Here is a 13724-nt window from a genome sequence, read left to right on the forward strand (position 1 = left end):
CTCTAAGAATTAAAAAAATGAAAAGCTGTCAGCAAATTGGCAGTTTTTTTATAGCCTTTTTGTTAAGATAAATAGTGCAAATGATTTATTACAATTAGAATAAAAGATATTTAAGGGAGGATTTTGATGTTATACATTGCAGCACAAACAACAGACTCTACTGGTTCTGCTATTACTGAACCGGCAGTCCGACAATTAAACGCCTTTCAACGCTGGTGGGGAACTATTAATTGGGAGAACGTAACAGGACTATTAATTTCAAAAGGATTAATGATTATTTTTTTGATTATTTTATTCAGTGCTCTATTACGGCTTTGTGATTTTTTAGTCGAACGCAGTTATCAATCTTATCAAAAAAGGCAAAAATTCAGTGAAAGTCGTATGAATACATTAAACACTTTAATTCGCAATGTCATTCATTATACGTTGGGCTTTTTTTTCATCTATTCCCTACTATCCACTCTAGGTGTGCCCGTCGGTTCACTTCTAGCTGGAGCTGGAATTGCCGGCTTAGCAATTGGTCTTGGTGCCCAGGGATTTATGAATGATATCATTACCGGCTTTTTCATCATTATGGAGCAACAAATTGACGTAGGTGATTATATTATTTTGAGTAATTTAGCCATTGAAGGGACAGTTACTTCTGTAGGCATTCGTACACTAGAATTACGCTCGGCTAATGGAACTGTCCACTTTATCCCTAATCGCAATATTACGACTATTAGCAATAACTCACGTTCAAATATGCAAGTAATTGTGGACGTTCGTATTGACCCTAACGAAGGCCTAGATAAAATTAAAAGTGCGATTAAACGTGCAAATGATAAAATTTCCAAAACGTATCAAGCGGAAATCCAAACAGAACCAACTATTTTTGGCTTAGTTGATTTAGGTAATAGTAATTACGCGATTCGTACTACTTTTTACGTGTTAAATGGTCAGCAGTTCAAAATAAAAGAAGACTTACTAGCGGCCGCAATTATTGAATTAAATGCCGACGAACTCACGATTCCATCAACCCCAATTTTACCTGCAGCAAAATAAGTTATATATTAATCTCTTTTACGACAAAGGCCCCGCCAACATTGTTGACGGAGCCTTTGTTACGAATTCTTAGTCTTTAAATAACGAAGAGTTTATCCTTCTTTTTTTCTGCTTTTTCAACCAAACTATAACGCTTTTCAAGCTCATGAACCAAATGATTAGTCGCTTTCAATACTTCTTTACGGGTAATTATCCCCACAAAAATACGTTCGCTATTTACAATTGGTAAAAAAGCATTGTTCACCAATAGATGTAAGATATCTTCCAAATCAGCATCATCTCTAGCATAATCTACTCCAATTTCCATTACATCTGCTACTGTTAATCCAGCCAAATTATCGGTATCAATTTTTCTTAAATCAATCATTTTTCCAACAATATCATTTAAACCGATTAAGCCAACAAATCGATCATCTTTATCTAAAACCGGAATTTTCGAATAGCCTACTTTTGATAAAACTAATAATGCATGATCTAAAGGATTAGAATATAGCAATGATGCAACGTTTTCTGCTGGCACTAAAAAATTATCTTGATTTTCTAACAAAAGTTCTTGGACAGTGGTTCCTATCAAATTGATTGCCTCCATTTCCACCCAACCTACAATCTTATTGTACAAAAAAATTGTAAGGGGAAACATCTTGTCTCATTCGCCTTATGAAAATCTTACAGATTATTTTTTGAAACGGAAGTTCAATTCGCTAACTGCTATATGAGTGCGATCGTAATACTGTATCTCCCAGCTATCTGTCGTACTTTCAATAATGGCATAGCTTTGAATTTGAATAGGTCCTCTTGGCTGCGAGATACTGCCTGGGTTTAAATACAAACATCCTTTTACCGCTTCACAACCAATTTGATGGGTATGACCAAAAAGACAAATATCTGCTTGTTTCTCTTTGGCTTCTAGCGAAACTTGGGTTAAACCAAAACGAACATTCGATAAATGTCCATGAGTCATGTAAATTATATCCTGTGGCGTTTTAACCACTAGATATGATTTGAAGCCAGGATCAAAATCACAATTACCTGTAACGACATTATAAGTTTGAAACAATTCATCATTACTCGGTAATTCTGAATCGCCACAATGAAAGAAATAATCCACTTCGTTACGACGATGGTTTAAGATATCAACTAAGATTTCCCGATCACCATGATTATCACTAACTACTAAATATTTCATAGTCCACTCCTTTTATTTTCTTTTTAAAAATTTTAAAAAGACGTTTTATGCTTCTAACCATGTACGCCACTCTTTTTGCAGTTTTTTCATAGCTTGTCCCCGATGACTAATTGCATTTTTTTCAGTACGACTTAATTCAGCCGCTGTTTTTTCCATCCCTTGCGGAATAAATAGCGGATCATAGCCAAAACCGTCATCACCTCTTGGAATTCTGCCTATCCGCCCCGGCCAATCTGCTGAGACAGATAAACTATTTTTTTCAGGAGCAGCAAAAACCAATGTGCAGTGAAAATGTGCAGTACGATCTTCATCTGGAACATGTGTTAATTCATGAAGTAATTTAGCGTTATTGGCAGCATCGCTTTTCATTTCACCAGCAAATCGCGCTGAATACACGCCAGGCATTCCGTTTAAAGCATCGACTGATAAACCAGAATCATCTGCCAATACTGGTCGGTTTAAAAGGTGAGCAATCGTTTCAGCTTTTAAACGAGCATTTTCTTCAAAGGTATGTCCAGTTTCTTCTACTTCAGGAATTTCCGGGTAGTCCAATAACGTTTTAACCTGGTAACCAGCCGCGCTAAACAAAGCATCAAATTCTTTTGCCTTACCAGGATTTTTAGTAGCAATAACAATTGTTTTAGGATTCTCATTTATTATCACTTCTTTTAAAGCTACGTTACCCAACAATGCTTCTTTTTGAAAAGCAATTAGGTCGTTAATGGCATGTTTTGCATAAACTAACATTTCATTTAATTCTTCACCATTAAAAGTACTTTCTTCTCCCGTTCCTTGCAACTCTACAAATTGACCACTTTCTGTCATAACGACATTCATGTCAACAGACGCTTCAAAATCTTCAACATAATCCAAGTCTGTTACACACGTCCCATCAGATAAAATGCCCACACTAATAGCCGCTAAATGTTCTTTAATCGGGTCTTCTGTTAACACATTAGCCTGAAGGAGTTTATTTATCGCCAAGCGCAAAGCAACAAATGCCCCCGTAATACTGGCTGTTCTAGTTCCCCCATCAGCTTGTAGTACATCACAATCCACAATAATACTTCTTTCACCCAATTTTTCTAAATCAACAACAGCTCGCAATGAGCGTGCGATTAAACGTTGGATCTCCATCGTTCGACCAGATAACTTTCCTTTGGCACTTTCGCGCCGATTGCGAGTCTGTGTCGCCCGAGGGAGCATACTGTACTCTGCATTTACCCAGCCCTTACCAGTATCTCTTAAAAAATGTGGCACGCGTTCCTCAATTGTAGCAGAACAAACTACTTGCGTATCTCCAAATGAAATAACCACCGAACCTTCAGGATGTTTAAATACATTTGTCTTAATTATTACAGGACGAATCTGTTGTACTTGGCGACCATCATGTCTCATTCTTCTAATTCCCTTCCAAATCTACATGTTTTGATTGAACAAAAATATCATTCAACCATTCATTAGCAATTTCATCAAACATTTTTGTTGAACCAGTAGTATAAAACTCATAATTAGGCGTTTTATTATCGCTACTATTAGCTATTGCAAAGTAGTCCAACAAAACACTAACTTCCCCTACTGTTTCCGCGCCCGAATCAATTAAGTGCACATTACTTCCTACGATGTTTTGAATAATTGGACGCAATAAAGGATAGTGGGTGCACCCTAAGATTAATGTATCCATCCCACTATATTGTAAAGGCAACAATGTCTCGGCTACTACTTTTTTTGCCACAGGTGAAGAAAACTGATTACTTTCAACCAACGGGGCGAATTTAGGACAAGCCAAACTATGAACAGTTATATTGGGCGTCTTGCTTTGAAGTGCTTTTTGATAAGAAGCACTTTTAATAGTTCCTTCGGTTCCGATTACACCAATTTTATAGTTATTAGTTGCTTTTACAGCAGCTCTTGTTCCTGGCAAAATAACGCCGACTACTGGAATTTGGATTTCTTGACGAATAATATCTAATGCAACTGCTGTCGCAGTGTTACAAGCTATTACTAAAAGTTTAATCTCTTTTTGGATTAAAAATCGTGTCATCTGTCTTGTAAACGCAATCACTTGCTCTGCAGGTCGGGGACCATAAGGACAACGAGCCGTGTCACCAAGATAAATCAAATTTTCATTTGGCAATTGTTTTAATGCTTCTTTTAAAACGGTCAATCCGCCCACACCGGAATCAATCAGACCGATTGCGCGCTTATTTCCCATATTCTTCATCCCTTAGAATTTGAAACTTGATTGTTCCAAACTTGTTTTATTTCATTTCAGTGTCTCTATTTTCCCTTTTTTTATGTTTTTTTTCAAGTCCCGTCTCCTTTGATCCATTGGTTGGTAAAGAGAAAAATTAGCGGTCTTTATAAAATCATTCTGAATTGACTTTGCTAATTCAAGAAAAATCCAGTAGCTTTTTCTTGAATTAGCAAAGATTAACTCTAAGAAAAGGCCACTGGATTTTAAGATTTAATAATTATATTGTCTTGTTTCCAAATATTTAGAAACTAAAGACAAAGCATAACAGACAATGAAATAAGCGATTGTCATAGCTAAAAACATTGGTAAAACATAATTTTCATTTTGACCATAAATAATCTTTGCATTGTGTGTTAGTTCCGGTAACGAAATAATCACAGCAAGCGAAGTATCTTTAATTAACGAAATTAACTGGCTGACAATTGCTGGAATCATTGATTTAAAAGCTTGAGGAACAACAATTGAGCGCATTGTCTCCACGTATGTTAATCCCGTCGATAACCCTGCTTCCATCTGACCTTTTGGTACGGCATTCAACCCCGCGCGAAAAACTTCAGAAAGCATTGCAGACTCAAAAATACTCAATGCCACCACTGCTGACCAGAAAATATCAAAGCAGATACCAATTTGTGGTAAAGCAAAATACGTGAAGAAAATTATTAGTAATAGTGGTAAATTTCGAATAATATCAACAACTACACCTAAAATTTTAGATAGAAAGGGAATATTACTAAAACGAATAACGCCGATAAAACCACCGATGATAAAACTAAAAATAATTGATAGCACTGAAACCTCGACAGTCACTCGTAAACCATCCATCAAAAAACGCATATTAACAAAAGAAAATGCATCAAAAAAGTTCATTTAACCGCTCCTTTCTAGCCAGTTATGGCCCATTTTTTCTCTAAATGATTCATCAAATAAGAAAGTGGCAATGTTAAAACCAAATAAAACAAAGCAACAATAATATAAGTGTCAAAAGTATTAAACGTCGTACTAGCAATTAAGTCGCCTTGATACATTAAATCAAGACCAGCAACCATGGCTAAGACAGAAGAGTTTTTTACTAAATTGATAAACTGATTTCCTAATGGCGGCACCACAATCTTAAATGCTTGCGGTAGCACAATGTAACGCATTGTTTGACTATAAGTCAGTCCTTGCGAAAGTCCTGCTTCTGTCTGTCCTTTTGGCACAGTTTGAATTCCAGAACGCACTGTTTCTGCGATAAAAGCTGATGTATAAATAATTAGACCGATAGTTCCAGCTTGAAATCCGTCAATTTGCACCCAGTATAAAGGAACTACAACAAAGAAAAACATTGCAATAATTAATAAGGGAATGTTACGGAAAAATTCAACATACGCCTGTGCCAAAAACTTTATTAACCGGTTACTAGACAATTGTAAAATTGCCATTAATGTACCAATAATTAAGCTAAAGAAAAGGGCAATTATACTGGAATAGATTGTAAATTTGAACCCTTCAAAAAACATACCACTGTATTCTTGAAATAATGTCAGCATAACTGGCCTCCTTTATTTTACTTTCCCAGTATTATCATTTGGGAACCATTTATTATATATTTCATCATACGTACCATCTTGGTGCATTTCATCTAAGGCTTTATTTACTTCTTTTAAAAAGTTATCTTGCCCTTTATTAATGGCAATACCATATGGCTCTTGTGTAAACGTACTTCCGGTCAATTTATAGTTTTTATTCTCTGAAGCCATTCCTAATAAAATTGCATTATCAGTCGTCATAGCATCTCCTTGGCCAGACTGTAAAGCAGTAAAAGCTTCAGCATAATTTTCCAACTCTAAAATCTTAGCATCTGGTGCATGTTGCCGAATATTGACTGCAGAAGTTGATCCTTTAACGGCCAGAACAGTATCATTTCCTGTTAAACTATCAACATCGGTAATTTTACTATCCTTTGGTACTAACAGTGACTGACCAGCATCAAAATAAACTTGTGAAAAATTCACTTGTTTTTTTCTCTCTTCTGTAATGGTCATAGTCGCAATTATGGCATCGATATTTCCGTTTTTTAACAATGGAATTCGCGTCTTAGAAGTTACTTCAACAAAAATTGCATTCCCATCACGACCAAGAATTTTTTCTGTAATGGCCCGCGCAATATCAATATCAAAACCTTTTACATCATTAGTTGTGACATCCATCATGCCAAACAAACGGGTATCGTATTTTACGCCCCAAATGATTTGATTGTTTTCTTTACTAACTTTTGAAATATCTTGGTCTGCAACGCTTTTACCACAACCACTTAGTAAAAACAGCACCGTTGCAAAACCAAATACAAATGAAAAGATTTTTTTCATTCACTTTCCTCCGATCCTTACAATTGCAAAACAAAGCCAAGAACAAGCTTAATGATTATTACTTTCTTAATGATTAATTACTTTACTAATAAATTGTTTTGCCCGATCTGTCTGTGGATTGTTAAAGAAATTCTCCACATCCCGACTTTCTTCTACCACTTCTCCGTCAGCCATAAAGACAACACGGTCAGCCACCTCTTTGGCAAAACCCATTTCATGAGTAACTACAATCATGGACATACCGTCTTTGGCAATCTTTTTCATTACGTTTAAAACATCTCCAATCATTTCAGGATCTAATGCTGAAGTTGGTTCATCAAACAAAAGCATTTGTGGTTGCATCGCTAGACCGCGAGCAATAGCAACCCGTTGTTGTTGACCGCCAGATAGCATAGAAGGATAAGAATCTTTTTTGTCTAGCATGCCTACACGATCTAACAAACGCTCTGCTAAAGCAATTGCATCCTGTTCATTTTGTTTCAAAACTTTAATTGGAGCCAATGTAATATTTTCTAACACTGTTTTATTAGGATATAAGTTAAAGTGCTGAAACACCATCCCAATGTTTTTTCTAATCTCCGTTAATTTGATATTTTTACTGTAAAGATCCTGATCATTAATTAATAAATGACCGGAAGAAATGCTTTCCAAACCATTGATACAGCGTAACATCGTACTTTTACCGGATCCAGACGGTCCGATTACTACGACTACTTCCCCTTTTTCGAAATTTAAATTAATATTTTTTAGCGCATGGAATTTACCGTAGTATTTTTCTACGTTTTGAAATTCGATCATAGACATTGGCGTCACTCCTGTTTTAAGTTTAAAATTTATTGATCTTTTAGTTTAAGTAGTATTATAAGCAAATTAAAAAACGTTTGTAAAGTTTTTTTGCAAAAAAAAATAGAATTGACTAATTTTTCTGACAATAATATTAACGTAACTTGGCAGTTTTTTTAACATCAAAATGTTACTTGTGTGCGCTTTCTAAGATAAAGACTCTATTCGTTTGACCGCTCCTCATTTTCCCAGTTTTAAGCATCAATTTCCAGTTATTTGCTTTTTTGTCAGTTGCCGGAAAGTTTAAAAAAAGGTACACTGACATATGTGAGAATAGAAATTAGAAAAAGGTGACGATTTTTGAAAAATACCATTTTAACAGGGGATCGCCCCACAGGACGACTACATTTAGGTCATTATGTCGGTTCGCTAAAAAAAAGAGTAGAAATGCAGGCAGATTCAAATAATGACCTTTACATTATGATTGCAGACATGCAAGCCTTAACGGATAACGCTAAAAATCCGGAAAAAGTATCTTCTAATGTTTTAGAAGTTGCCCTGGATTATTTGGCAGTTGGCTTAAATCCAAATAAATCAACCCTCTTTATTCAATCGCAAATCCCACAATTGGCAGAATTGACGATGTACTTTTTAAATCTCGTTTCAGTCGGTCGCGTTCGCCGCAATCCAACTGTTAAAAGCGAAATTGAACAAAAAAACTTTGGAGAAGGTGTGCCAACAGGATTTTTCATTTACCCAGTTTCTCAAGCAGCTGACATTACGGCTTTTAAAGCGAATCTGGTTCCTGTTGGAGAAGATCAAAAACCCATGTTGGAGCAAACACAAGAAATTGTCCACAGCTTTAACAATACGTATCGTCCTGTTTTAGTTGAACCAAAAGCAGTGTTACCACCCAAAGGAATGGGACGTTTACCAGGAATTGACGGGAATGGTAAAATGAGTAAATCTTTAGGTAACGGTATTTATATCGCAGATTCTGCTGATGTAGTCAAAAAAAAGGTCATGAGTATGTATACAGATCCTAATCACATTCACGTGGAAGATCCTGGCCAAGTTGAAGGGAACATGGTTTTTACTTATTTAGATGTCTTTGGTACAGATAAAAAGTACATTACTGAATTAAAGGAACACTATCGTCATGGAGGGTTAGGCGATGTTAAAATCAAACGCTATTTGATTGATGTTTTGGAAGCTGAATTTGCCCCAATCCGCACCCGTCGTGAAGAATTGGCAAAAGATCCTTCTGCGATTATGGAAATTTTAAATAAAGGTTCTAAACAAGCAGAAGCAGTTGCCGCCCAAACACTGGCTGAAGTAAAAAAAGCTATGGGCATCGCTTATTTTAATTAACATAAAATTTAACTTGTAAGCTGTACTTTTTGTCACGCAGAAATATCTTCTCTGGTCAAAAAGTATGGCTTTTTTTCTTTAGCAATCTCAAATTTAATTTTGCTGTGTTTTCAAAGACAAATCAGTTGTCAAATGTCTTTAGTGAGATTAAATTAAAGCAGTAAAGATTACGAGGTGATAAAATTGAAGGATACAGATTATCCCTTGCATGAACGCTTAACTATTGGAGTTTTTTTGGCCGCATCAACTGGCGGATTAGACGCCTACACCTATCTTTTTCATGGTGAAGTTTTTGCTGGTTTGCAAACTGGGAATTTTATTTTGCTTGGTTTAAATTTGGGATGTGGCAATTTTAGGACTGCACTTCGATTTATCATACCAATTGGTGCCTTTTTTATCGGTAGTGTTGCCACGCGTTTTTTACAGCGTCAGCTAACAGATGAACCTTATTTGCGCAGACGAAAAAAAATAGTGTTGACCATTGAAATTTCTTTGATGCTAACAACTGCTCTTTTATCCCCTTACATTTCCCATAAACTAGCAAGTGCACTACTGTCTTTTGTCGCAGCAGCCCAGTTACAAGAATTTCGCAAGTTCCATGGTGAACCCTTTACCTCTTTAATGATGACAGGAAACTTACGTACTTTAGGAGAAAAGGCGTGGGATGCTTTTGTTCACTACGACATAAAAGCACGAACTAAATTTACAGACACTGCTATTGTTATTTTAAGTTTTATTTTCGGTGCGGTACTAACAAGTTTTTTTGGTAATATTTTTCATACAGCAACAATTGTTCTATCCGCGGTTTTTTTGACAATTTCTCTGTTTATCCTCCATACAAAAAAGAATTAATATACCCTTACTTAATTTTATCTAACGAATGAAAGCAAGTGTAATTTTTAGAAATTAAAAGCCATTGCTCGTAATAGCAGCAATGGCTTTTAGTTTTTAAAGATAAGTAATCATTTCTTTAATTTACTGCAATTTTCGGACTAAATTAACGTAATTCTGCGGCTAACTTCTCAGTCAAGTTTTTCGTAACTTTTTCCATCGCTTTGTTAATTTCTTCATCCGTTAAAGTTGCTTCTGTGTTTACAAAAGTTAAGCTATAAGCTAATGATTTATACCCCTCTTTAATATTGGTGCCTTGATAAACATCAAATAATGTAACTTCCTCTAAAAACTTACCTGCAGCTGTCTTAATCGCCGCCACAACGTCTTGGTTAGCAATTGCTTCTTTTACTACCATCGCAATATCACGAGTGACTGTCGGGAATTTAGAAATTGGTTGATAAACAAGTGGTGCCTTTTCAGCAGCTAACAACGCAACTAAATTCAACTCAGCTACAAAGGTTGCCCCAATATCATATGTTTTGGCAACTGTCGGGTGTATTTGACCAACAAAGCCAATCTTCTCTGAACCAAGGTAAATTTCAGCAGTTTGGCCTGGATGCATTTCTTTCATCGCTGTAGTTTTTTCAAAGGAAACGTCTTTGACTCCAAAAGTAGCGAGTAATGTTTCGACAATTCCTTTTGCTAAAAAGAAATCAACTTTCTCCCCAGATTTATGCCAATCTTTTGTTTGCCACAAACCAGATAATGCAAAGGCAACGTGATTTTCTTCTACCGGCAAATTTTTCAATGGATCGGTATCTTGATAAAAAACACGTCCAATTTCATATAACGCAATCCGTTCATTCTTACGCGCAACATTGTAGGCAACATCATCTAACAAGCCACTAATTAAGTTCATTCGTAGAACAGCACGGTCTTCGGTCATGGGCCAATCTAAACGGGTAATATTACTTTGACGCATCATAAATTGACGTGATTTTTCTTCTGTTGTCAAGGCATAACTAATCGCCTCTGTTACACCAGCACCTTCTAAAACGTTGCGTACTTCTCGCGTTTTTAATTGTTCTTTAGTTAAAGCTCCAGCGACAGTCTGTCCACTTGGCAAGGTACTTGGAATTTTATCGTAGCCATAAATCCGTGCGACTTCTTCAATGATATCTGCCTCAATGTGAATATCCCAACGTCGTGGCGGAATTGTCACAGTAAAACGTTCATCACTTTCTATATAAGAGAATTGTAATGCGTCAAAAACTTCGCCAACTTCTGGAACACTTAGATTCGTTCCTAATGCACGATTAATTTTTGCCAAGCTAATTTCTACTACTGCGTCTTTTACTGGTATTGTTGAACCAATAACACTGCCATTTAAAACTGTTCCTCCAGCAAGTTTAGCTATTAATGCAGCCGCTGCGTCACATGCTTTAGTGATATCCCCTTTGTTAATTCCTTTTTCAAAACGAGCAGAAGATTCACTGCGTAAATTAAACTGTTTTGATGTTAGGCGAATTGACAATGGATCAAACAAAGCAGCTTCTAGTGCTACTGTGGTAGTCTCTGCTGTAATTTCAGAATCTAAACCACCCATTACTCCCGCTAAAGCTACTGGTTTTGTTCCGTTTGTAATCACAATATTTTCTTGGGTTAACTTTCGTTTTTCACCATCTAAAGTAACAAGAGTTTCTTCTTCATTAGCGCGACGAACCAAAATTTCTTGACTACCTAATTTAGCATAGTCAAAAGCATGCAAGGGTTGCCCGAATAATAATAAAATGTAGTTGGTAACATCAACAACATTATTAATTGGCCGAATACCTTCATTCATCAAGCGATTTTGCAACCATTGTGGAGATGGTGCTATTTTCACATTTTCAATAATCCGAATTTGATAAGCTGGTGCATCCTTTTCATCGGTGACGCGAACTTTTATTTTGTCACTTGCAGCAGTATTACTTTCAACTAAATCTTCATTTTCAAATTGAGGTTTTTGATTATAAATAGCCCCCACTTCATAGGCTACTCCTCGCATGGATAAAGCATCTGCGCGATTTGGCGTAATAGATAATTCAATGATGCTATCATCTAAATCCAAATATGGAAAAACCGATTCTCCTACAACAGCATCTTGCGGCAGATAATAAATACCATCTGCAAATTCTTTAGGAATTACATTTTCAGAAATTCCTAGTTCTTGTAAAGAACAAATCATCCCATTTGAAACTTCGCCACGCATTTTCCCTTTTTTGATTTTCACATTGCCGTCAATTCGGGCCCCTGGTAGTGCAACAATCACTTTAATTCCTTCTTTGACATTTGGTGCCCCACAAACAATTTGAGACAACTCTTCTTCACCAATGTCCACCTGACAAATAGACAAGTGATCTGAATTAGGATGAGGAATGCATTTTTCTACTTTTCCTACGACAATTTTCTTTAATCCTTCTGCTGGGACCTCAATACCTTCTACTTCAATGCCGGTTACAGACATTTTATCTCCTAATTCTTTGGGAGAAATTTGAGAAAGGTCTAAATATTCATTTAACCATTTATAAGAAACTAACATAAATTTTTACTCTCCTTTGAATTGACTTAAAAACCGCAAATCATTTTGATAGAAGTTCCGAATATCATTAACGCCATAACGTAACATTGCCACGCGGTCTGGTCCAATCCCAAAAGCAAAGCCCGAATATTCTTCTGGATCAATTCCAGACATTTTCAAGACATTAGGATGCACCATACCTGCACCTAGAATTTCAATCCAGCCAGTGTATTTGCACACATTACAGCCAGCACCGTCGCATTTAAAACAGCTAACATCTACTTCAACAGAAGGTTCTGTAAAAGGAAAATAACTTGGGCGTAAACGTATTTTGCGATCTTCCCCAAACATTTTTTGCATCATTACTTCCAAAGTACCTTTTAAATCCCCCATCGTCACATGTTTATCAACAACTAAACCTTCAATTTGATGAAATTGATGACTGTGAGTAGCATCATCAGTATCGCGACGGAAAACTTTTCCCGGTGAAATCATGCGCAATGGACCTTTTGAAAAATCATGTTTTTCCATTGTTCGAGCTTGAACAGGGGAAGTGTGGGTCCTAATTAAAATATCTTCAGAAATATAAAATGTATCTTGCATATCTCGGGCAGGATGTTCTTTTGGTAAATTCATTCGTTCAAAGTTATAGTGATCACTTTCAACTTCATAACCTTCTACAACTTGATAGCCCATACCAATAAAGATGTCTTCAATCTCTTCCATAATTTGTGTTAAAACATGGCGGTTTCCTTTTTGAACTTGTTGACCTGGTAATGTTACATCAATACTTTCTTTTGCCAAAGCAACAGTCAAGGCTTCATCTTCCAATAATTGTTTACGTGCTTCAATGGCTTGGGTTAGTTCGTCACGAATTTCATTTGCAAAACTACCAACTTTTGGACGTTCTTCTATTGATAAATCTTTCATTCCGCGTAAAACTTCTGTAATTGGACCTTTTTTGCCCAATGTTTCTACTCGGATTTGATTTAACGCCTGTAAATCACTGACGTTATCAATTTTTTCCAAGGTTTCATTTTTCAATGATTCCAGTTTGGCTTGTAAAGACATGCTTGTTCCTCCTTAATTAAAAAGTTCAACTATTTTTACATTGATAAATTTTATAGTTACAAATGTGATTGTTGAACTTTTGGCTTTAACAATAAAAAAAGACCTCATTCCTTAAAGGAACGAGGTCTCGCGATACCATCCTAATTCGTCAAAAAATGACGCACTTAATTTTAATAACGATTGCTAGACAACCGGCTTAGCTCTCACTAAGCAAGCTAGGAAGTGAATTTCATTTTTCGATTGCGGTCCCTGCTTTCAGTCAGCGACAGG

General features: G+C 36.2%; 13 protein-coding genes. 3 read left to right on the forward strand and 10 right to left on the reverse strand.

The features are described 5' to 3' along the window. Positions 1 to 126: 126 nt before the first annotated feature. Positions 127 to 1044: a mechanosensitive ion channel family protein gene (locus EsVE80_RS07025; RefSeq protein WP_173103085.1), complete on the forward strand. Its 918-nt coding sequence runs from the start codon at positions 127 to 129 to the stop codon at positions 1042 to 1044. Between the two features lie 76 nt (positions 1045 to 1120). Here EsVE80_RS07025 and cbpB read toward each other — a convergent pair whose 3' ends face one another. From cbpB to EsVE80_RS07065, 8 genes are all read right to left on the reverse strand, one after another. Beyond that, positions 1121 to 1618 carry a cyclic-di-AMP-binding protein CbpB gene (gene cbpB, locus EsVE80_RS07030; protein ID WP_173104149.1) on the reverse strand — a complete coding sequence of 166 codons (498 nt, stop codon included), beginning with the start codon at positions 1616 to 1618 and terminating at the stop codon, positions 1121 to 1123. Between the two features lie 99 nt (positions 1619 to 1717). Continuing rightward, entirely contained in the window at positions 1718 to 2230 is a 513-nt protein-coding gene (locus tag EsVE80_RS07035; RefSeq protein WP_173103086.1) for a metallophosphoesterase, read from the reverse strand. A 45-nt stretch (positions 2231 to 2275) separates the two neighbouring features. After that, positions 2276 to 3628 carry a ribonuclease PH gene (rph, locus tag EsVE80_RS07040; RefSeq protein ID WP_173103087.1) on the reverse strand — a complete coding sequence of 451 codons (1353 nt, stop codon included), beginning with the start codon at positions 3626 to 3628 and terminating at the stop codon, positions 2276 to 2278. A 4-nt stretch (positions 3629 to 3632) separates the two neighbouring features. Further along, on the reverse strand, positions 3633 to 4445 hold the full coding sequence (gene racE / locus EsVE80_RS07045; protein ID WP_173103088.1) for a glutamate racemase: 813 nt from the start codon (positions 4443 to 4445) through the stop codon (positions 3633 to 3635). A 252-nt stretch (positions 4446 to 4697) separates the two neighbouring features. Beyond that, positions 4698 to 5354: an amino acid ABC transporter permease gene (locus EsVE80_RS07050; protein ID WP_173103089.1), complete on the reverse strand. Its 657-nt coding sequence runs from the start codon at positions 5352 to 5354 to the stop codon at positions 4698 to 4700. A 14-nt stretch (positions 5355 to 5368) separates the two neighbouring features. Next, entirely contained in the window at positions 5369 to 6016 is a 648-nt protein-coding gene (locus EsVE80_RS07055) for an amino acid ABC transporter permease (protein WP_173103090.1), read from the reverse strand. A gap of 12 nt (positions 6017 to 6028) precedes the next feature. Then, positions 6029 to 6835, reverse strand: a complete 807-nt coding sequence (locus EsVE80_RS07060) for a transporter substrate-binding domain-containing protein (protein WP_173103091.1) — start codon at positions 6833 to 6835, stop codon at positions 6029 to 6031. Positions 6836 to 6901: 66 nt separating this feature from the next. Further along, positions 6902 to 7639, reverse strand: coding sequence for an amino acid ABC transporter ATP-binding protein (locus EsVE80_RS07065; RefSeq protein ID WP_269474232.1), 738 nt, complete (start codon positions 7637 to 7639; stop codon positions 6902 to 6904). A 339-nt stretch (positions 7640 to 7978) separates the two neighbouring features. Between EsVE80_RS07065 and trpS the strand changes: the two genes are divergently transcribed. Both trpS and EsVE80_RS07075 read left to right on the forward strand, forming a co-directional pair. After that, a complete protein-coding gene (gene trpS, locus EsVE80_RS07070; RefSeq protein WP_173103092.1) occupies positions 7979 to 8989 on the forward strand; it encodes a tryptophan--tRNA ligase in 1011 nt (336 codons plus the stop codon). Positions 8990 to 9172: 183 nt separating this feature from the next. Next, entirely contained in the window at positions 9173 to 9841 is a 669-nt protein-coding gene (locus tag EsVE80_RS07075) for a YoaK family protein (RefSeq protein ID WP_173103093.1), read from the forward strand. Between the two features lie 145 nt (positions 9842 to 9986). On the opposite strand, the gene pheT is transcribed toward EsVE80_RS07075, so the two are convergent. Then, entirely contained in the window at positions 9987 to 12404 is a 2418-nt protein-coding gene (gene pheT / locus EsVE80_RS07080; protein ID WP_173103094.1) for a phenylalanine--tRNA ligase subunit beta, read from the reverse strand. A gap of 6 nt (positions 12405 to 12410) precedes the next feature. After that, entirely contained in the window at positions 12411 to 13454 is a 1044-nt protein-coding gene (gene pheS / locus EsVE80_RS07085; RefSeq protein ID WP_173103095.1) for a phenylalanine--tRNA ligase subunit alpha, read from the reverse strand. Positions 13455 to 13724: the final 270 nt, after the last annotated feature.

The organism is Enterococcus saigonensis (genome assembly GCF_011397115.1).
Lineage (GTDB): Bacteria > Bacillota > Bacilli > Lactobacillales > Enterococcaceae > Enterococcus_C > Enterococcus_C saigonensis.